Below are 19,153 nucleotides of genomic sequence, written 5' to 3' on the forward strand. Positions count from 1 at the left end.
CTACCTCTAGTAAACACTATATTAGACATCACGTAAAACGAATAATAATGATGACTACTATCAATTTTATTGATATCATATGAATAAGAGAATGTTACTAGGAGGGTATCTATGGAATTTAAAGACTTGGAGATATTTCAGATGGTCGCAGAAAAAGGAACAATCACAGCGGCTGCTAAAGAATTACGCTATGTACAGTCAAATATCACGTCCCGAATACAAAAGCTCGAATCGGAACTAAAGACCCCATTATTTAACCGACACAACCGAGGAATGATCTTGACGCCTGAGGGGAAACGACTTCTCATTTATAGCGAGAAAATATTATCACTGACCAATGAAATGAGAAAAGTCGTGCAAAATGACAAAGAGCCCTCAGGAAAGCTTGAGCTGGGATCGGTAGAAACTGTCATAAAATTACCAATTATTTTATCGAGATATAATAAAATGTATAACCAAGTCGATATTTCACTATTGACAGGTGTAACAGAAGGATTGCAGTATAAAGTTCTAAACCATCAACTTGACGGAGCTTTTATTTCGGAAGGAACGACGCATCCCGACCTAGCTGTACACGATGTTCTTGAAGAAGAACTCGTGTTACTTTCGAGTAAACCGTTTCAATCCATAGAAGATATTAAAGATGAGCCGATACTTTGTTTTGGAAAGGGTTGTGGTTATCGGGCGCGTCTAGAGTTGTGGCTTGAAGATGAGCGGTTTAAGCCAACGAAAATGATGGAGTTCGGAACACTGGAGACGATTCTTGGAAGTGTGGCAGCAGGATTAGGTGTAACATTCGTGCCGAAATCAACTGTTTCTCATCTTCTAGATCAAGGTTCAGTCTATTGTTATCATCTGCCACCAAAATACAGCCAAATTAAAACAGTTTTTGTACGACGTGCTGATTCCTATTTGACACCGACTATTGCTAAGTTTATAAAAGTTATTGATGAATTCAGAGAAAAGTCAGATGAGCAATTTCAAAAGTCGACACAAATTTGACCTGCATAGCGTGTTACGTATGGTAGGATATAGGGTAGTTATGAATATAGAATTAGGGGTGTCACTAGATGGACTATACGAATCAAGAAACACCGCACGCAAATTTTAAAAAACGGAATTACCGTCCGGCAATTATTATTATCTCGGTCATTCTTATCGGTGCGATTGGCATCTTAGCAGGTATGCCAGGTGTAGAGAATTTCACAGCATTCGATATTACGATTTTACCTTTATTGAATGCCATATTTAACAGTTTCACTTTTATGTTTCTCGTATGTGCATTAGTTGCGATCTTGAAGAAAAATGTCAAACTGCATGAACGCTTTATCTATGCAGCATTTGGCACAACCGCTTTATTTTTAGTAACGTATGTCGCCTATCATTTTTTATCGGAGTCTACACCATTTGGCGGCAGTGGTTTCTTGGCTGGGTTCTATTACTTCATCCTGTTTTCACACATCGTGTTAGCTGCTGCAATCGTTCCGTTAGCACTAACAAGTGTAGCAAGAGCATGGAATATGGAGATCCCACGTCACCGCAAAATTGCACGTTGGACGATGCCTATTTGGTTATATGTTAGTTTCACCGGGGTACTTGTGTATATCTTGATTTCACCTTATTATTAAGTAACCAGATAAATAGCGTAGGGCATCAGTCAAAAGTGGATGAATGACTGATGCTCTTTTTTACAATAGGGAAATCTGAATAGTCAAACTAAGTGAAGGGACGTGCTGTAATGAAAACTCCAAATTTTATGTCAGATGAATCATTTGACGAAGTGTTTAAACAAGAATCTGATCTTATCAATGAGCAATTAAATAAAGAAATTCTACTAGCAATGGTGGGCGACGTTAATGCAGGAAAGTCATCTACACTAAATCGTCTTATGCAAAAAGATGTTGCGGAAGTGGGTGCGCAACCCGGTGAAACGAAGGAAGTTAAAAAGTTTTATTACACGGACAATATATTATTTGTTGATACACCCGGTCTTGATGATATCTATCAAGAACATTCAAATGAGACACTGAAATTTTATAATCAAGCAGATGTGATTTTATTCTTCTTGAATGCAGCAGGTACTGTATTGTCAGATACGGAACTTAAATCATTGAATAAGATTGCTACGCTCAACAAGAAAATCATTCTTGTGCTCAATAAAATAGATGCAGCTGATGATGTTCCGAGTTTAGTGAACTATGTTTTGGAGCATACTGGGTTTGCTTATCCGGTCATTCCAATCTCATCGAAGACAGGAGAACAAATGGAATTCCTGCAAAAAGAGATCCTTCAGCAATTAAAAGATGCAAATAAAGATCTATTACTCGCAGCAAATATGGCAGATAAGTCATCGATTGCCAAACGATGGATTCTTGCAGCTGGTGCATCAGCTGCTACGATTGGAGCAGTTCCTATACCGGGAGCTGACTTTATCCCATTGACGACATTGCAAGTGGGCCTCATGTTGAAGCTGTCGACATTGTATGGAAAACCGATTACGAAAGACCATGCGAAAGAGTTGATCATTGCAACGATTGTAGGAAATATCGGGAAAACAGCATTCCGACAAATTGTTAAAGTGATTCCCGGCGCAGGAATGGTCGTTGCTGCGAGTGTTGCAGGTTCTATGACAGTTGCGCTAGGATATGCAGTGAAATACATGTATGAAAATAATATGGAACTCACACCAGACACATTGAAAAAAGTATATGAACTATTTTTGAAAAAACAAAAGTAAAAAGGGGCGGGATGTATGGAGTGGTTTAACTACGCAACATTTGTGGTCGCTTTACTAGCTGGTTTGTATTCGATGGAAAGTATGAAAAGAAATAAGGAATTGGAAGATCGGGTAGAAGAGTTAGAGAAGAAAAATACAGCTGAGCTGGACAAGCATCGGTTATAGGAAGAGGATTATATGAAAAATGAATGTCCGATTTGCCTGGGGAATAATTTATGTGGTACTTCAACCGAGAGTAATGAGCACTGCTGGTGTACAAAGAAGATTTTCCCGGAAGAAGTGTTTCGGCAAATACCAGAAGAATATCTTTATAAACAGTGTATATGTGAAATGTGTTTGATCCGTATTACTAAAATAGAACAGGCAAGCAAAAGGTCTATGAACCTCTAGCTTGCCTGTTTTTTATTCGGCTTCAAACGAACGTGTGGAAAGCTCCTTCTCGTAAATGAACAATGCGTTCTTATCTTCACGGATACGTTTCAGATACTCGATATGTCTATCGAAGGTTGCTTCTTCTTCGACTTGCTCGTCTAGGAACCAATTCAGGAAAGAAATCGTTGCGTGCTCTTTTTCTTCCCAGGCTATATCCATGATTTGATAGAATGATTTTGTTACTTCTTTTTCTTGTACTAATGCCACTTCAAACGTGTGTACCAAGTTATCAAAAGAAGTAGCTGGTGCAGGTGTTTCTGTAATAATCGCTCGGATCCCACGGTCATTTAAATAAGAATAGATTTTCATTGCGTGATGTCGCTCTTCTTCTACTTGTTGTAGAAAGAAGTGAGCAAATCCGCTGTAATTTCGATATTCACAGTAAGATGCCATGGATAAATAGGTTTGTGCTGCAGCAAATTCGTTATTCATTTGTTCATTCAAAGCTTGTGCTAATTTTTCGCTAATCATGTGTATCGCCCCTTTTCTGATGGTAACGTAACTAGCGTAATGTATGTCATGTCCGCTAGTTACAGTATATCCTTAAATGACATGATTTGCATGTTAGATATTTAATTGGATACTCATTATCGTCTACTGATATACTTATAAGAGAAACTTGATGAATATTTGTTCATAAAGAGAAAGAAGGTCATCTTTTGAAAGATTATACTATCCCTGCATTGGACGTATCTGCAGGAGTGGAAGCGAAGGCGTATGTAGACACATTGACGAAACCTATCGGGAGTTTAGGAAAGCTTGAAGAAATCGTGGTCACATTAGCCGAGATACAAGGTCGAAAACTGCCTAGCCTAAACCAACTAGGTGTACTGGTATTTGCAGCAGATCATGGAATTGTGGAAGAGGGGATTTCGGCATTTCCTCAACTAGTTACTCGTCAAATGGTACAGAATATGGCAGTAGGTGGTGCGGCAATTAATGTATTCAGCAGACAGCAGCGAGCCGAATTTTCATTGGTTGATGTGGGTGTAATAGGGGATGTATTTGCAGAACCCGTGAAAGACCGGAAGATTCGACAAGGGTCGGAGAACTTTCTACATACCGAGGCAATGACTCGAGAAGAAGTAGAAAAAGCACTGGAGATCGGTTATGAAGAAGCGATTGCGCTATTTGAAAAAGGTGTGGATTTCCTAGTAGTAGGGGAAGTGGGTATTGGTAATACTACGACAAGCAGTGCTGTAGTGGCGGCTATTACAGGGCTAGATCCGGCAGAGTTGGTTGGTTACGGAACTGGAATATCATCTGATCAACATCTTCATAAAATTAAAGTAGTACGGGAGGCACTAGCTCTTCATCAGCCAAATCCTTCAGATGGCTTTGACGTGCTTCGTAAGGTGGGGGGTCTAGAATTGGCCGCGATGGTAGGTGCAATGCTCGCGGCAGCATCTAAACGCATCCCGATTATCTTAGACGGCTTTATCTCGACTGCTGCAGCTTGCGTAGCGGAGACCATAAGCAAAGGCGCAGCTGGATATATGTTGCTCGGTCATCTATCGATGGAACCAGGGCATCAAAAGGCATTTCAATACTTAGAAAAAGAACCTATTTTGTCCTTGTCCATGCGTTTAGGGGAAGGTACAGGCGCAGCAGTTGCATGTAGTATCATTCAATCCGCTGTTTTGATGGTCAATGAAATGGCTACATTTGAAAGTGCCGGTGTTTCAGGGAAAAGTTAATGAAAAAGGGAAGAGTGAGTAGCGATGCTCATTCTTCCCTTTTTATTATTCAGTTATCTCAACTGTTTCAACGGATGGACCGAGTATTTCCTCGCCGTCCTCTTCATCATCAGCAGAGTGGCTAATAATGCTGGAAAGTACATGAACCCGTAAAATTATCCCTTCAATTCGGTTCGTTTCATCTACGACAACAAGTGGATATTTAGAAACTAGTACACGCGGAATAATATCTTGAACATATTCCTCCGGATTTGCTGTCAAGACATCGGTTGTCATAACTTCCTCTAACGTTTTCTTCTTTTTCACGCCTTCGATCGCGCCATCTATTGTTACCAATCCAAGCAACTGTCGTTCTCGATTCGTAATGAAGACACTGGAAATACCGTGCTCCTCCATATTCTTAATCGCCACATGCAAGCCATCTTTGCCGTTCATGACACTTAATGGTTTAGACATAATATTCATTGCTTGTAACACTTTTGAGCGATCAATTTCACGGGTGAAGTCAATGATATAATCGTTTGCGGGTGTTTCCAATAACTCTTCCGGTGTGCCGATTTGCTCTACGTGACCATCTTTCATAACTGCCACACGATCACCGATACGGAATGCTTCGTTGACATCATGCGTGATAAAGATGATCGTTTTTTGAAGACGTGTCTGGATATCTAGAAGTTCCATTTGCATCTCTCTTCGTATGAGTGGGTCAAGAGCACTGAACGGCTCATCCATCAACAGAATATCCGGATCATTCGTCAAGGCGCGGGCAATACCCACACGTTGACGCATCCCACCTGATAATTCATCAGGATATTGATTTTCATACCCTTTCAGGCCAACCGTATTGATATGCTTTTGTGCGATATCGCGACGCTCGCTTTTCGATAAACCGCGAATTTCCAGACCGTATTCAATGTTCTCAATAACCGTTCTATGACTAAATAAACCAAAGTGCTGGAAGACCATTGCGATTTTCTTCTGACGGAAAAATTTTAACTGCTCTTTATTATAATTGACAATATTCTCACCATCTACATAAATCGCACCTGATGTAGGTTTGTTCAATAAATTGAAGCAACGGATAAGTGTTGATTTACCACTGCCGGATAGCCCCATAATTACGAAAGTTTCACCTTCCATGATTTCCATGTTGGCGTTATAAACACCTACTGTATGTCCAGTCTTTTCGAGGATATCGCGCTTAGAAGCTCCTTTTTCAATCATAGGAATGACTTTTTTAGGGCGAGGACCAAAGATCTTGGTGACATTTTCTACTTTAATTTTAACGGTCATGCTGATCTCCTCCCTGTACTTTGTAGGCGGTCTGCTACTCCATTGGTCAAACGGTCAATAATTATCGCTAAGAACACGATACTGATACCTGCTTCAAATCCTAATGATATATTGATTTGATTGATCGAGAATAGTACACGTTCACCTAATCCGTGAGCACCAACCATTGAACCAACAACAGCCATTGATAAAGCCATCATCGTAGTTTGGTTGATACCTGCCATCATAGTAGGTAATGCTTGAGGTAATTGTACTTTTACTAACATTTGGTTACGAGAAGATCCGAATGATTCTGCAGACTCAATCACTTCAGAATCAACGTTTCGGATGCCGAGTTCTGTTAGACGAATAACTGGTGGTAATGCGTAAATGATGGTCGCAATAATTGCGGGAACATTCCCAAGAGGGAAGAAGAATATTACAGGTATTAAGTAGACAAATGTAGGCATTGTCTGCATAGCATCTAATAGAGGACGAATGATGACGGAAAATGTTTTGCTAAAAGCCATCAAGATGCCTACTGGAATGCCGATCGCCAGGGATAGTACAACAGATATGACAATAATAGCGACTGTTGTCATCGTATCTTCCCATAAATTGAAGGAACCAATCAAAAAGATAAAGGCGGCAAACATTATGCCGTTCAAAATGGAATTTAAATACCAACCAAGCAGGAATACCACAATCATGATAGCCCACCAAGGTGTAGCGAGTAGTGCTGTTTCAATAGTTCGGATTGTAGTGGAGGCAATCGTGAAGATAAAATCAAATAGCCAGCCAAAATTCATTGCAAGAAAATCAATAAACTTTTCTACATAATCTCCTATAGGTATTCTGACGTTAGGGAATTCATTCATAGGCAGTAAGCTAGGACGTACTAGCTTGTCCCTCTCTTTCTCTATGTTTAGTAATAATACAAAAGAAAAGGGGTGGAGCGGAAAGCGCCCACCCCGGCAAATCCAAAAATGTATTACAGTGCTGCTTTAACTTTCTCAGCAATATCTTCGGGTACCCATGAAGTCCAAAGATCTTCATGTTCTTTCATAAACCATTTTGCGGTATCTTCTGGACTCGCTTCATTTTCACCCATATACTCTAACGCTTCTTCTGTTAGTGCACTGCTAGTTTCGTAATGGCTCAAGAACTCTACTACTTCAGGAGCTTGTGTTTTCAAATCTTTATGCACACTGACGTAGACATCATTAGGAGGAAATTCACCAGACTTATCTTTATCCCAAGCCTCTTGATCAAAAGGCTCGTCCTCTAATAGTGTTAAGTCATATGTTGCAGTCACCCAAGTAGGAGACCAGTAATAACCAACCCATGGCTCACCTTTTTTATATGCACTAGCTAAGTCAGCTACGATGGATGAGTCAGAGCCAGGAGCTAAGTACGTATACTTTTCATCTAAACCATACGTAGTTAATTTTTCATCCAAGTGTTTACTGACCAACCAGCTAGATGGTGCACCGATGATACGTCCCTTATCTTTGTTTTCAGGATCTCGGAATAATTCAGGGTACTTTTCTAAGTCTTTTATTGTTTTCAAATCAGGAGCTACCGCTTCGATGTTACGCTCTGGATCGCCTTTAATTACGTATGTAGGAACATACAGGCCTTGAGAGTTATCGTCGAAGTTTGTTGAAACTGTTTCGATGTCTCCGCTGTCGACTGCCTTTGTATACGCCTCACCCAAGTTATCAGACCAAACTTCTGTATAAACTTGTAGATCACCTTGTTGTAACGCTTGCAGTGTTGCAGGAGAAGTACCGTTTATTACTTCCGTATCATAGCCATAGCCTTCTTCTAAAATAATCTGTGCAATGCTGTTGTGGATTCGAATACTATCCCATCCTGCATCTGCCAGTTTAATCGTACTTATTGAATCTTTACTATCACTGTTACCGCACGCTGTTAAAAGTACTACTGTTAGAATGGATAAAAACAACATAAACTTTCTCAAAAAATCAAATCCTTTCTCTTTATAATTTTTTCATTACGGAATGCTGTTTTTTTCTTGAATCTCTTAAAAGCAACCAAGAGAAAAAATACGTAGGTAGTTGAAGAGATCAAGGAAAAATCATCATTTTTCCGCGATACTATTACACGAGTTTACAGGATAATCAAATTAATATCAATTTAATTATTTAGATAACTGGTAACTTTATGCGGTTTTAAATAGACTGTTAGAGTTTTTTTTCGTTATGAAAAAAGTAAATGCTGTTAGATTGGTCGTGGTGAGTAAACTTAGGTGATAACCTATAAGGGGTATAGGCTCATGCTTTGTCGAATAGTAGGAGAAAGTGATACTATATGATATGCTGATTACATATAACAAAAGTGTTTTATCGTACGCGAGGTTTATTTATGAACTTCGGACAAATCTTTGTAACAGTTTCTAAGGAATTGTCATGATTTTTTGATTTTACTTTTAAGAAAATGATATAGTTATATATACGAATGGAAAGATATTTAAATGTAACGTAAAAGGAGAACGGACCCATATGACGAAAGAAGCCCATGTTGTTTCGAGTACTACTCAAAGCCGCTCAGCGTCTACCTTCTTCTCGGATATTAAATCATTAGTTAAAGGACCTGTACTCATCGCGAATATATTTCCGGTATTTACGGGGTTTTGGTTGGCACTATATTTTTCTGGCATGACACTCACGGGCAACTGGGGTGTGTTCCTGCTAACCATGATAGGTAGCACCTTGCTTGTCGCAGGTGCGCTTGTAATGAATAACTGGTTTGATTCTGATATTGATACGGTTATGGAAAGAACAAAGAACCGTCCGACTGTGACAGGCCATTTTGCTTTGAAAACCGTATTAAATATTGGTTTGATATTATCGGGAATTGGAATGTTATTATTATTATTCACTACATTAGAAGCGGCGATTTATGCATTTGTCGGATGGTTTACGTATGTAATACCCTATACCATGTGGTCTAAACGTAAATACACATTGAATACAGTGATTGGCAGTGTGTCGGGAGCGGTTACCCCCCTCATAGGATGGGCGGCTATTATGCCAGCAGATCATATCGTACCGATAGTTTTGGTCGTTATACTATTTATTTGGCAAATGCCTCATACATTTGCGATTGCTATGAAGAAATATAAAGATTATAGTGCGGCTAATGTAGCGATGTTGCCTGTCGTTTATGGATTTAACATCACAAAACGTCAGATGCTAGTATATGTATTATGTTTATTGCCGTTACCGTTTTTATTAACGATGTTTGGCACTACATTCATTATAATCGCGACATTGATGAACCTTGGATATATTGCGGCTAGTATATACGGATTCTATGCAAAAGATGATTATAAATGGGCTAACTTGATGTTCTTGTACTCAGTCAATTACATGACGCTATTATTCGGCATGATGATTCTTTGGACTTTTTAATCAATACGAAAAAGACTTCCCTTCACGCGATGTGATAGAGAAGTCTTTTTTGTGCTAGAATTATTGAGGAGTTTGACAATTTAGGAATAAACAGTTCGTAATATACAGTGAAAGATGGATTTTAGGAGGCGTATGAATGAAGGAGCAAGTACAATTATTGAAGCCGAAACTAGATGAAGTGTTTGCGCATTTGCACAGTCATCCGGAAGTCAGTTGGAAGGAAACAAAAACCACAACTTACTTAAAAGAGTTTCTTCAGCGTGAAGGATTTAATGTAAAGTTATTCGACGGTATAACAGGTTTATCCGTTACGATCGGTGAAGGTAAGCCGGTAGTCGGGTTACGTGTAGATATAGATGCATTGTGGCAAGAAGTGGATGGTGTGTACCAAGCGAATCATTCATGCGGACATGATGGGCATATGACAATGGGAATTGGCGCATTGCTTATGGCGAAAGAACGCGGAATTCCCGAGAAAGGAACATTAAAAGTATTCTTCCAGCCTGCGGAAGAGAAGGGGAAAGGTGCGCTAGCTGTTCTGGAGCAGGGATTGATCGATGATATCGATTACTTATACGGCGTTCATGTAAGGGCAGCGGATGAAATGGCTGACGGTTACTCCTCGGCCTCATTACGTCACGGTGCGGCGAAAATGATTAGTGGAACGATAAAGGGAACAGAAGCACATGGTGCAAGACCGCATCAAGGAAAGAATGCCATTGAGGTCGGGGCTACTTTGGTAGCAGGTTTACAGTCCATTCATTGTAATCCAATGGTTTCACATACAGCGAAGATGACGATGTTCCAAGCGGGAGGAGAATCTGCCAATATCATTCCCGGCAATGCTAAATTCAGTTTGGATTTACGTGCCCAGGAAAATGTGGTGATGGATGAATTATATGAACAGGTGGAACGTGTGATTCAAGCAGTAGAAAGACAATACGATGTAGAAATTAACTATGAAGTTATGGCAGAAATGGTCGCAGCGGAAGTAAATGTTGAAGCAGAAGATCTAATGTATCAAGCGATTGCTAAAGTGATCGGTAAAGAGAAGACTACACGTACTGTTGTCACACCAGGCGGGGAAGATTTTCATTTCTATTCCGTAAAGCGACCAACTGTCAAAAGTACCATGCTCGGATTGGGATGCGGCTTAACGCCAGGGCTTCACCATCCACAAATGACATTTAATCAAGACGCGTTGGCAACAGGAGTCGAAATTTTAACTACTGCTATCGAATTAACATTCCAAACTAAAAAATAGAAGGTGACAGTATGAGGAAAGATATAGAAGTCAGAAAAGTGACGACTATCGAAGACATTCATTCCATGCAAAAGCTTGAGAAGGGAATTTGGGGAATGGAACCAATCCCTGTCCATCAGACCATTACGGCAGTCAAAAATGGTGGGTTGATTGTTGGAGCGTTTCTAGAGGAGCGTATGGTCGGCTATACCTATAGTTTCGCAGGCTATTCGGATGGTCAAATATATCTATGCTCTCATATGATTGCGGTAGATGAAGAGTTTCAAACGAGAGGCATTGGCATGTTGCTAAAAGAAGAACAACAACGTCTTGCCCGAGAAATGGGCTATCGATTAATCGTTTGGACATTTGACCCTCTTGAAAGTCGCAACGCCTATTTAAATACTTCAAAGTTATACGGTGTCTGTTACGACTATATAGTGGATTGCTATGGAAAGATGGACGATGGGTTAAACAAAGGGTTACCGACTGATCGTTTTCAAGTCGCATGGTGGATTGATAGTCCGCGTGTAATGGAGAAATGGCAACCTAATTTGCTATATAGCCGGCCCTTTACAATTCGCTTGAGTGATGATCTATACCCAGCTATACTATTGCCGGAAACGAATGAATGGATACAGGCGGAAGCGATAGAAGTGCCTGTGCCCAAACATATTCAATTGATCAAGCAACACAACTCGCAATTGGCCTATGAATGGCGAATGAAGACGAGGAAAATATTTCAGCAACTGAGTGAGGCAGGATTCGCTTTAATCGATGTGTGCAGAACAGAAGAGTCTGTACAGTACTATCGATTCTGCAAGCGATCCATCATTCCGTTGCAAAATTAAAGGAGCTTATTCAATGAAAATCGACTCAATTACACTTCGTAGAATGAATATGACGATGAAACATCCGTTTACTACAAGCTTTGGAACGATTCAGCAAAAAGACTTTCTTTTGGCAACTGTCACAGACGAGGACGGTCATGAGGGATGGGGGGAATCTGTTGCTTTTACTGCGCCTTGGTATAGTGAAGAAACGACAGAGACGACGATTCACATGCTTCGTGATTTCCTGATTCCCGCAGTACTTGGTAAATCTATTACACACCCCGATGAAGTAAGTGACTTATTTGGACATATCCGCAAAAATAATATGGCGAAAGCGACGCTTGAAGGAGCGATATGGGATGTATATGCAAAGCATCACCATATGACGCTTGCTGAAGCACTTGGAGGGAAACGGCAACGAATTGAAGTGGGTATTAGTATTGGAATCGAAGAAAATATTGAAGACTTATTGGCGAATATTAAAGGTTTTATAGATGAAGGATATAAGCGCATCAAAGTGAAAATCAAACCTGGTTATGACGTGGAAGTGATTCGCGTCATTCGAGAAGCCTACCCTCATGTACCGTTAATGGCGGATGCTAACTCTGCTTATACGTTAGACGATATAGAGTTGTTGAAAGAACTAGACCAGTTTAATTTGATGATGATTGAGCAACCGCTTGCTTCCGATGATATTATCGATCATGCTAAATTGCAAAAACACATTCAGACACCGATCTGTCTAGATGAAAGCATTCATTCGTTGGAAGATACGCGTAAAGCTATCGAACTTGGTAGTTGTAAAATAATTAACGTAAAAATTGGTAGAGTAGGTGGTCTGACAGAGGCGAAGAAAATTCATGACTATTGTGCAGCGAAAGGCATCGATGTCTGGTGTGGCGGCATGCTAGAATCGGGTATAGGCCGAGCGCATAACGTAGCGTTGACAACTTTACCTAATTTCACGCTCCCGGGCGATACAGCCGGGTCTTCACGCTACTGGGAACATGACATCATTACACCGGTAGTTGTGGCGCATGAAGGTTATATTACAGTCCCGTCAGAAGATGGAATTGGGTACATTCCCAATATGGAAGCATTGGACCGATTTACAGTGGACAAATGGGTGTTTTCGTCAGAATAAATATTCAACTATTGTTATTTAGTCATCATATGTGCTAGACTTTTAGTTAATCGAATATGTTTCCTTCGGGGCAGGGTGTAATTCCCTACCGACGGTGATGAGCTAGCAAGCTCTTAGTCCGTGACCCGGATGCTTTAAATAAGCGGAAGGTGGATTTGGTGAAACTCCAAAGCCGACAGTTAAAGTCTGGATGAGAGAAGGAACAGTGCGTATATACTACATGTAATGATTTTTTCATTACTGTTTATAACGTTTATTTAGTCATGGTTACAAGCCCCGCATAATCTTTTGCGGGGCTTTTTGTATGTAGAAATGTCACTAGAGGAATACCGTAAGCTGGAGTGTTGCTCAATGAATCAGAATTATATGGAAATGGCTTTGCAACTCGCAGAAAATGTGGCAGGTCAAACCTCTCCCAATCCACCAGTAGGTGCGGTCGTAGTAAAGGCAAACCGAATCATTGGAATGGGCGCACATTTACAAGCGGGAGAGCGCCATGCGGAACGAGTCGCACTTGATATGGCGGGAGCGAATGCAAGGGATGCTGATTTGTATGTAACGCTTGAACCTTGTTCTCACACTGGTAAAACTTCACCCTGTGCTGATGCCATCATTCAAGCGGGTATCAAGCATGTCTATGTTGCGACAACAGATCCCAATCCACTTGTAGCGGGTAAAGGTATTGCGAAACTTCGTGGAGCAGGAGTGGTAGTAACCGAATCTGTTTCAGTTGAACGCGCTAAAAAACTTTATCAACCATTTTTTCATTTTATTAAAACCAAAACACCTCATGTGACAATGAAAACAGCTATGACGATAGACGGTAAAATTGCGACTTCCAAAGGAGATAGCAAGTGGGTGACGAGTGAGCAAGCACGACTCGATGTCCATCAGCTTCGCCATACACAGGATGCAATTTTAGTAGGTGTACAAACACTTCTTCACGATAATCCTCTTCTCACCACCAGACTGCCCCTAGGTGGACGACATCCTATTCGAGTTATTTTAGATACATCATTACGAACACCGGAATCTAGTCAAGTCATTCAAAATGTAGAAGCGCCGACGTGGATTTTTTGCGGGCAATACGCGGAATTAACACGTGAAAAGTTACTTGAGAAACCGCATGTCCAGATCATCCGAATGCAAAAAGCCCAGTTGATTGTAGAAGATATTCTACTAGAACTAGGAAGACGTGGTGTTATGACATTGCTTGTTGAAGGTGGAGCAGCTATTAATGCTTCATTTGTGAAAGCGCGTGCAGTGCAGAAAGTCATTTGCTATGTAGCACCTAAATTGCTAGGAGGGATTGGATCTTTGACACCAATTGGCGGACTGGATCCCCGATTGATGAATGAAGCGTTTCCATTAAACTTTGAAAGTGTAGAGATGATTGGTCCAGACATTAAAATCATAGCCGTACCGAAAGAGGGTGATTGAATCATGTTTACAGGAATAATTGAAGAGATTGGTTCAGTTAAGCAAATACAACCAGGTACTCAATCTATGACGGTTACGATAGCTGCATCCCTTGTTTTGACAGATGTGAGAGTAGGGGATAGCATCGCAGTCAATGGTGTCTGTTTGACGGTAAAGAGTTTTACAAAAGATCAATTTGCTGCGGACGTCATGCCTGAAACCATTTCCTCTACTTCACTACGACAATTGGCGACGGGAAGTCCTGTGAATTTGGAGCGGGCACTCGCGGCAAATGGTAGGTTTGGCGGACATTTTGTCACAGGGCACGTAGACGGAATAGCTACAATTCGTGACAAGCGAACAGTTGATAATGCATTATATATACGCTTGTCATTACCTCAAGGATATGACTCCTATCTGTTGCATAAAGGCTCTATCGCATTGGATGGTACTTCATTGACGATCTTCGAAGTGAAAGATACGGATATTACGATTTCGTTGATTCCACATTCACAGGAAATGACAGTCATCGCGAAAAAGCATGTAGGAGATATTGTCAACTTCGAATGCGATATGCTCGCTAAGTATGTTGAGAATATGTTGCGAAAAAGACCAGATACAGGTCAAACGATGTCAAAAGACTTTTTACAACAACATGGATTTATGTGAAGGAGTGAATGAAGATGTTCCATACAATCGAAGAAGCATTAGAAGATTTACAACAAGGTAAAGTTGTCATCGTAGTCGATGATGAAGACCGAGAGAATGAAGGCGATTTCGTGGCACTAGCCGACCAAATTACGCCTGAAATCATCAACTTCATGGCAACGAAAGGTCGAGGCTTGATTTGTGTGCCAATAACAGAACAAAAAGCTGCCCAACTAGGATTACAGATGATGACCGATAATAATACGGATTCACATGGCACCGCGTTTACGATTAGTGTCGATCATCGCTCTACACATACTGGAATCAGTGCATTTGAACGTGCAGATACAATTGTTAAAATGATGGACCCAAGTGCTACTGCGGGTGAATTCAAACGTCCTGGACATATATTTCCACTTGTAGCGAAGTCAGGCGGTGTACTAGAACGTACAGGACATACTGAAGCTGCGGTCGATTTAGCGCGACTGGCAGGCAGTGCTTCGGCAGGCGTAATTTGTGAAATCATGAGTGAAGACGGAACGATGGCGCGTGTGCCGGAATTACGTCAGATGGCTGAAGAACTAGATCTGAAACTCATCACCATTCAAGACCTGATTCATTATCGTCTACAACGAGAGAAATTAGTCATACGTGAAGCAGAGATTAAGCTACCGACAGATTATGGCGAGTTCCGCATGATTGGCTATACTGAAACGATGACAGGAAAAGAACATGTTGCACTGGTAAAAGGTGACGTTACAACGGAAGAGCCGGTCTTAGTAAGAGTTCATTCGGAATGCTTGACAGGCGACGTCTTTGGATCATGCCGTTGTGACTGTGGTCCGCAACTGCAAGCTGCTCTCTCACAAATTGAAGAAGAAGGGCGCGGTGTATTGTTGTATATGCGTCAAGAGGGCAGGGGAATAGGCCTAATCAATAAACTGAAAGCCTATGAACTGCAAGAACAAGGTTATGACACCGTAGAAGCAAATGAAAAACTCGGATTTGCAGCTGATTTACGTGATTATGGTATCGGTGCACAAATTCTCCGGAATCTTGGTATTACGCAAATGCGTTTGCTGACGAATAACCCAAAGAAAATTGCTGGCTTAAAGGGCTATGAATTGGAAGTGGTTGAACGCGTTGCGATTCAGCTACCATTCAATGAAGCGAACGAAAAGTACCTACACACAAAGGCAGAAAAACTTGGACATTTATTAACTTTATGAGGAGAGATGAAACATGGGTAATTTATTTGAAGGGCATTTAGTAGGCACGGGGTTAAAGGTAGGTATCGTCGTTGGACGATTCAACGAATTTATCACAGGGAAGTTACTGTCGGGTGCACAAGATGCGTTCAAACGTCACGGTGTAGATGAAGCCGATGTAGATATAGCGTGGGTGCCAGGTGCATTCGAAATTTCGTTAATTGCAAAGAAAATGGCAGATTCAAAAAAATATGATGCAGTCATTACATTAGGCACGGTCATCCGTGGAGCAACTCCTCATTTTGACTTTGTTTGTAATGAAGTGGCAAAAGGTGTTTCACAAGCTAGCATGCAATCAGGTATCCCAGTAATATTTGGTGTACTAACTACGGATACGATTGAGCAATCGATCGAGCGTGCAGGGACTAAAGCAGGGAACAAAGGCTGGGACGCAGCAGTGTCTGCTATTGAGATGGCGAACCTAACGAAGCAGTTCGACTAATTAGTAATGGAGTTAAAAGAGGATGTCCCCGAAGTTACTTTACTTCATGGGACGTCCTCTTTTGTAATGTGTAATTCAAATTCAGGTGCAATGAAAGTGCATGCTCGTAACACTTCGTTTGTTCTTGCAAAGGATGCATAAAAGGGGAGACTTCGTGTGGCTATGTTCCCTCTGAAATGTAAATCCTCCTTCTACCACCATGCAAACTACTCAATTCTACACTCTATGAATAAAAAAACTGTCTTAGAAACCGAATTGATTTCTAAGACAGTCCTACATTCATTATTTTACCGCTACTATGCCTAACTTTTCGCGTGCCTGTACAGTTGCAACCACCATATTTTTCAACGCTGCAACTGTTTCTTCACGCTTTCTCGTCTTCAAACCACAATCAGGATTAATCCAGAATTGAGAAGGCTCGAGCACTTCAAGACCTTTGTTAATAATCTCTGTCATCTCTTCTACTGCAGGAACGCGTGGGCTATGAATGTCATAGACACCTAGACCGATTCCTTTGTCATAATGATATTCATTGAAAGCCTCGACTAAGTCGCCGTGACTACGTGACGTTTCAATGGAGATTACGTCTGCATCCAGCGCGCTAATCGCTTCAATAAAGTCATTGAAATCACAATAGCACATATGCGTATGAATCTGCGTTGTATCTTCGACTGATGCAGTAGATACGCGGAATGCATTAACGGCCCAGTCCAGATAGTGTTTCCATTCAGTTCTTTTCAATGGAAGACCTTCACGAAGTGCCGGCTCGTCCACTTGGATCATATGAATACCGGCTGCTTCAAGCGCTTCGATCTCCTTACGCAAAGCCAATGCAATTTGGTTTGTCACTTCTTCTCTAGACAAGTCATCACGGACGAATGACCAGTTTAAAATGGTTACAGGGCCCGTGAGCATTCCTTTTACTTCATGATCTGTAAGAGATTTTGCATAAACGGATTCTTCCACAGTCATTGGTTTAATAAACGCAACGTCTCCAAAGATAATTGGCGGCTTAACACAACGTGAGCCGTAGGATTGTACCCATGCTTTTTCAGTAAAGACAAATCCGTCAAGCTTTTCCCCGAAATACTCCACCATGTCTGTACGTTCGAATTCGCCATGTACCAATACATCAAGTCCCAAGTCTTCTTGAATATCGATCCATTCTTTAATTTCAGCTTGAACGAAATCTTTATATTGCTGATTTGTAATTTCGCCTTTTCTCCATTTATTGCGTGTAGCCCGTACTTCCGGTGTTTGTGGGAAGCTACCGATGGTGGTAGTCGGAAGTAGTGGTAATTGGAATTTTTCCTGTTGTTTCACTTTGCGTTTTGCAAATGGAAGATTCCGCTTACTGTCTGATAGTAGACTTCCCGAAGTCGCTTCACGTACATCTTTATTATTGCGAGCAGGAAGTGAATTAAATGCAGTCAATGCTGCTTCACTGTCATCCAATGCCTTAGAAACTTGTTCATATCCATGTTGTACTGCTAGTTGAATAGCTTTAATTTCTTCAATCTTCTCGTCGGCAAATGCTAACGCGTTCAAAATGGTTTTATCTAGTTTCTGTTCCGAGCGAGTCGTAACAGGTGAGTGGAGCAGGCTACATGAAGGTTGAATCCATAAATTATCAGCTGTAACATGCTGTTGAATTTTTTCAGTCAATGTAAGTTTTTCACGTAAATTGGAACGCCATACGTTGCGACCGTCTACAATTCCTGCCGCAAGTATTTTATCTTCTGGGAAACCATATTGCTTCAAGTTCTCTAGATTTCTTTCGCGTCCGTGGACGAAATCTAGTCCGATAGCGGCAACAGGTAACGCGATCGTTTCTCTATAATGTTCAACTGAATCGAAATATGTCTGTAGAAGAATATTCAGTCCGCTCAGATTTTTCGTTAGTTGTGAATAAATTTCTGTAACAGTCTTCATTTCATCTGAACTTATTGATGTACATAGAATAGGCTCGTCGATTTGGATCCATTGTACACCTTCATCTTGTAATTCTTGTAATACCTTTTGATAGAGGGGTATCAGTTGCAGGATAATGGATGGTACATCTTTATCCTCGTACCCTTTAGATAATTTTAGTAATGTATAGGGGCCTAGTAGAACAGGTTTACCTTCAATACCCAGTTCGCTCTTGGCTTCACGATAAGCAGCTAGAGGTTTGTTTTCCGTTAGTTCAAAACGCCGGCCTTCGTATTCAGGCACGATATAGTGATAGTTTGTATTGAACCATTTTGTCATTTCGGAGGCAACCGCCTCATCATTACCGCGGGCCATCGAAAAGTATGTGGAAGTGGAAACTTGTCCACCTTTCCAGTTATAGCGTGAAGGAATGATTCCGAACATGGCTGACGTATCCAGTACGCGATCATACAATGTGAAGTCGCCCACAGCAATCCAATCAACCCCGGCATCTTGCTGTTTCTTCAAGTTTGCCAAGCGAATCTCTTTTGTTGTTTGAAGAAGCTCATCTTCCGAGATCTTCTTTGACCAAAATGCTTCAAGTACACGTTTCCACTCACGATTTTCACCTATTACGGGATAGCCCGTTATACTGCTTTTTACCATAGAT

At 41.0% G+C, this 19,153-nt stretch carries 19 protein-coding genes and 1 riboswitch; of the genes, 14 read left to right on the forward strand and 5 right to left on the reverse strand.

What is annotated here, in order from left to right; translation table 11 throughout:
- Window positions 1-111 precede the first annotated feature (111 nt).
- The 5 genes from CSV75_RS00295 to CSV75_RS00310 all read left to right on the forward strand — a co-directional run bounded on the left by CSV75_RS00295 (window position 112) and on the right by CSV75_RS00310 (window position 3,127).
- A complete protein-coding gene (locus tag CSV75_RS00295) occupies window positions 112-1,002 on the forward strand; it encodes a LysR family transcriptional regulator (protein ID WP_099674296.1) in 891 nt (296 codons plus the stop codon).
- 68 nt (window positions 1,003-1,070) lie between these two features.
- Window positions 1,071-1,628, forward strand: coding sequence for a DUF420 domain-containing protein (locus CSV75_RS00300; RefSeq protein ID WP_099674297.1), 558 nt, complete (start codon window positions 1,071-1,073; stop codon window positions 1,626-1,628).
- 110 nt (window positions 1,629-1,738) lie between these two features.
- Complete coding sequence (locus tag CSV75_RS00305) at window positions 1,739-2,737, forward strand: YcjF family protein (protein ID WP_099674298.1); 999 nt, start codon at window positions 1,739-1,741, stop codon at window positions 2,735-2,737.
- Between the two features lie 15 nt (window positions 2,738-2,752).
- Window positions 2,753-2,902, forward strand: coding sequence for a hypothetical protein (locus CSV75_RS16160; protein ID WP_158231548.1), 150 nt, complete (start codon window positions 2,753-2,755; stop codon window positions 2,900-2,902).
- 12 nt (window positions 2,903-2,914) lie between these two features.
- Complete coding sequence (locus CSV75_RS00310; protein ID WP_099674299.1) at window positions 2,915-3,127, forward strand: cysteine-rich CWC family protein; 213 nt, start codon at window positions 2,915-2,917, stop codon at window positions 3,125-3,127.
- Window positions 3,128-3,139: 12 nt separating this feature from the next.
- Here CSV75_RS00310 and CSV75_RS00315 read toward each other — a convergent pair whose 3' ends face one another.
- On the reverse strand, window positions 3,140-3,640 hold the full coding sequence (locus tag CSV75_RS00315) for a ferritin (RefSeq protein WP_099674300.1): 501 nt from the start codon (window positions 3,638-3,640) through the stop codon (window positions 3,140-3,142).
- Between the two features lie 188 nt (window positions 3,641-3,828).
- On the opposite strand from CSV75_RS00315, the gene cobT reads away from it, so the two are divergent.
- On the forward strand, window positions 3,829-4,866 hold the full coding sequence (gene cobT / locus CSV75_RS00320) for a nicotinate-nucleotide--dimethylbenzimidazole phosphoribosyltransferase (protein WP_099674301.1): 1,038 nt from the start codon (window positions 3,829-3,831) through the stop codon (window positions 4,864-4,866).
- A gap of 45 nt (window positions 4,867-4,911) precedes the next feature.
- Here cobT and CSV75_RS00325 read toward each other — a convergent pair whose 3' ends face one another.
- The 3 genes from CSV75_RS00325 to CSV75_RS00335 all read right to left on the reverse strand — a co-directional run bounded on the left by CSV75_RS00325 (window position 4,912) and on the right by CSV75_RS00335 (window position 8,122).
- Window positions 4,912-6,159 (reverse strand): quaternary amine ABC transporter ATP-binding protein, encoded by a 1,248-nt coding sequence (locus tag CSV75_RS00325; RefSeq protein ID WP_099674302.1) that lies wholly within the window; start codon window positions 6,157-6,159, stop codon window positions 4,912-4,914.
- Window positions 6,156-7,016: an ABC transporter permease gene (locus tag CSV75_RS00330; protein ID WP_099636793.1), complete on the reverse strand. Its 861-nt coding sequence runs from the start codon at window positions 7,014-7,016 to the stop codon at window positions 6,156-6,158. The genes CSV75_RS00325 and CSV75_RS00330 overlap by 4 nt, the downstream gene beginning before the upstream one ends.
- Before the next feature lie 113 nt (window positions 7,017-7,129).
- Complete coding sequence (locus CSV75_RS00335; RefSeq protein WP_099672608.1) at window positions 7,130-8,122, reverse strand: ABC transporter substrate-binding protein; 993 nt, start codon at window positions 8,120-8,122, stop codon at window positions 7,130-7,132.
- Window positions 8,123-8,663: 541 nt separating this feature from the next.
- Between CSV75_RS00335 and cyoE the strand changes: the two genes are divergently transcribed.
- The 8 genes from cyoE to ribH all read left to right on the forward strand — a co-directional run bounded on the left by cyoE (window position 8,664) and on the right by ribH (window position 16,572).
- A complete protein-coding gene (cyoE, locus tag CSV75_RS00340; RefSeq protein WP_099674303.1) occupies window positions 8,664-9,575 on the forward strand; it encodes a heme o synthase in 912 nt (303 codons plus the stop codon).
- A gap of 136 nt (window positions 9,576-9,711) precedes the next feature.
- Window positions 9,712-10,839: a M20 peptidase aminoacylase family protein gene (locus CSV75_RS00345; RefSeq protein ID WP_099674304.1), complete on the forward strand. Its 1,128-nt coding sequence runs from the start codon at window positions 9,712-9,714 to the stop codon at window positions 10,837-10,839.
- Window positions 10,840-10,850: 11 nt separating this feature from the next.
- Window positions 10,851-11,669: a GNAT family N-acetyltransferase gene (locus CSV75_RS00350; RefSeq protein ID WP_099674305.1), complete on the forward strand. Its 819-nt coding sequence runs from the start codon at window positions 10,851-10,853 to the stop codon at window positions 11,667-11,669.
- A gap of 13 nt (window positions 11,670-11,682) precedes the next feature.
- Window positions 11,683-12,795, forward strand: coding sequence for an o-succinylbenzoate synthase (gene menC / locus CSV75_RS00355; RefSeq protein ID WP_099674306.1), 1,113 nt, complete (start codon window positions 11,683-11,685; stop codon window positions 12,793-12,795).
- 57 nt (window positions 12,796-12,852) lie between these two features.
- A riboswitch (FMN riboswitch) is annotated at window positions 12,853-13,001 on the forward strand.
- A gap of 145 nt (window positions 13,002-13,146) precedes the next feature.
- Window positions 13,147-14,235 carry a bifunctional diaminohydroxyphosphoribosylaminopyrimidine deaminase/5-amino-6-(5-phosphoribosylamino)uracil reductase RibD gene (gene ribD / locus CSV75_RS00360; RefSeq protein WP_099674307.1) on the forward strand — a complete coding sequence of 363 codons (1,089 nt, stop codon included), beginning with the start codon at window positions 13,147-13,149 and terminating at the stop codon, window positions 14,233-14,235.
- Between the two features lie 3 nt (window positions 14,236-14,238).
- Window positions 14,239-14,883: a riboflavin synthase gene (gene ribE, locus CSV75_RS00365; protein WP_099674308.1), complete on the forward strand. Its 645-nt coding sequence runs from the start codon at window positions 14,239-14,241 to the stop codon at window positions 14,881-14,883.
- A 14-nt stretch (window positions 14,884-14,897) separates the two neighbouring features.
- Window positions 14,898-16,091: a bifunctional 3,4-dihydroxy-2-butanone-4-phosphate synthase/GTP cyclohydrolase II gene (locus CSV75_RS00370; protein ID WP_099636801.1), complete on the forward strand. Its 1,194-nt coding sequence runs from the start codon at window positions 14,898-14,900 to the stop codon at window positions 16,089-16,091.
- Window positions 16,092-16,104: 13 nt separating this feature from the next.
- Entirely contained in the window at window positions 16,105-16,572 is a 468-nt protein-coding gene (gene ribH, locus CSV75_RS00375; RefSeq protein ID WP_099631423.1) for a 6,7-dimethyl-8-ribityllumazine synthase, read from the forward strand.
- Between the two features lie 282 nt (window positions 16,573-16,854).
- Here the strand turns inward: ribH and metE are convergent, their stop codons facing one another.
- Window positions 16,855-19,149 carry a 5-methyltetrahydropteroyltriglutamate--homocysteine S-methyltransferase gene (metE, locus tag CSV75_RS00380; protein WP_099674309.1) on the reverse strand — a complete coding sequence of 765 codons (2,295 nt, stop codon included), beginning with the start codon at window positions 19,147-19,149 and terminating at the stop codon, window positions 16,855-16,857.
- Window positions 19,150-19,153: the final 4 nt, after the last annotated feature.

Origin of the sequence: Sporosarcina sp. P18a, assembly GCF_002743135.1 — a bacterium.
Taxonomy (GTDB): Bacteria; Bacillota; Bacilli; order Bacillales_A; family Planococcaceae; genus Sporosarcina.

What these genes read in the sequence shown, in the direction of transcription:
- CSV75_RS00295 (WP_099674296.1), top strand. Translation starts at nt 112, where the DNA reads ATGGAATTTAAAGACTTGGAGATATTTCAGATGGTCGCAGAAAAAGGA.
- CSV75_RS00300 (WP_099674297.1), top strand. Translation starts at nt 1,071, where the DNA reads ATGGACTATACGAATCAAGAAACACCGCACGCAAATTTTAAAAAACGG.
- CSV75_RS00305 (WP_099674298.1), top strand. Translation starts at nt 1,739, where the DNA reads ATGAAAACTCCAAATTTTATGTCAGATGAATCATTTGACGAAGTGTTT.
- CSV75_RS16160 (WP_158231548.1), top strand. Translation starts at nt 2,753, where the DNA reads ATGGAGTGGTTTAACTACGCAACATTTGTGGTCGCTTTACTAGCTGGT.
- CSV75_RS00310 (WP_099674299.1), top strand. Translation starts at nt 2,915, where the DNA reads ATGAAAAATGAATGTCCGATTTGCCTGGGGAATAATTTATGTGGTACT.
- CSV75_RS00315 (WP_099674300.1), bottom strand. Translation starts at nt 3,640, where the DNA reads ATGATTAGCGAAAAATTAGCACAAGCTTTGAATGAACAAATGAATAAC.
- CSV75_RS00325 (WP_099674302.1), bottom strand. Translation starts at nt 6,159, where the DNA reads ATGACCGTTAAAATTAAAGTAGAAAATGTCACCAAGATCTTTGGTCCT.
- CSV75_RS00330 (WP_099636793.1), bottom strand. Translation starts at nt 7,016, where the DNA reads ATGAATGAATTCCCTAACGTCAGAATACCTATAGGAGATTATGTAGAA.
- cyoE (WP_099674303.1), top strand. Translation starts at nt 8,664, where the DNA reads ATGACGAAAGAAGCCCATGTTGTTTCGAGTACTACTCAAAGCCGCTCA.
- CSV75_RS00345 (WP_099674304.1), top strand. Translation starts at nt 9,712, where the DNA reads ATGAAGGAGCAAGTACAATTATTGAAGCCGAAACTAGATGAAGTGTTT.
- CSV75_RS00350 (WP_099674305.1), top strand. Translation starts at nt 10,851, where the DNA reads ATGAGGAAAGATATAGAAGTCAGAAAAGTGACGACTATCGAAGACATT.
- menC (WP_099674306.1), top strand. Translation starts at nt 11,683, where the DNA reads ATGAAAATCGACTCAATTACACTTCGTAGAATGAATATGACGATGAAA.
- ribD (WP_099674307.1), top strand. Translation starts at nt 13,147, where the DNA reads ATGAATCAGAATTATATGGAAATGGCTTTGCAACTCGCAGAAAATGTG.
- ribE (WP_099674308.1), top strand. Translation starts at nt 14,239, where the DNA reads ATGTTTACAGGAATAATTGAAGAGATTGGTTCAGTTAAGCAAATACAA.
- CSV75_RS00370 (WP_099636801.1), top strand. Translation starts at nt 14,898, where the DNA reads ATGTTCCATACAATCGAAGAAGCATTAGAAGATTTACAACAAGGTAAA.
- ribH (WP_099631423.1), top strand. Translation starts at nt 16,105, where the DNA reads ATGGGTAATTTATTTGAAGGGCATTTAGTAGGCACGGGGTTAAAGGTA.
- metE (WP_099674309.1), bottom strand. Translation starts at nt 19,149, where the DNA reads ATGGTAAAAAGCAGTATAACGGGCTATCCCGTAATAGGTGAAAATCGT.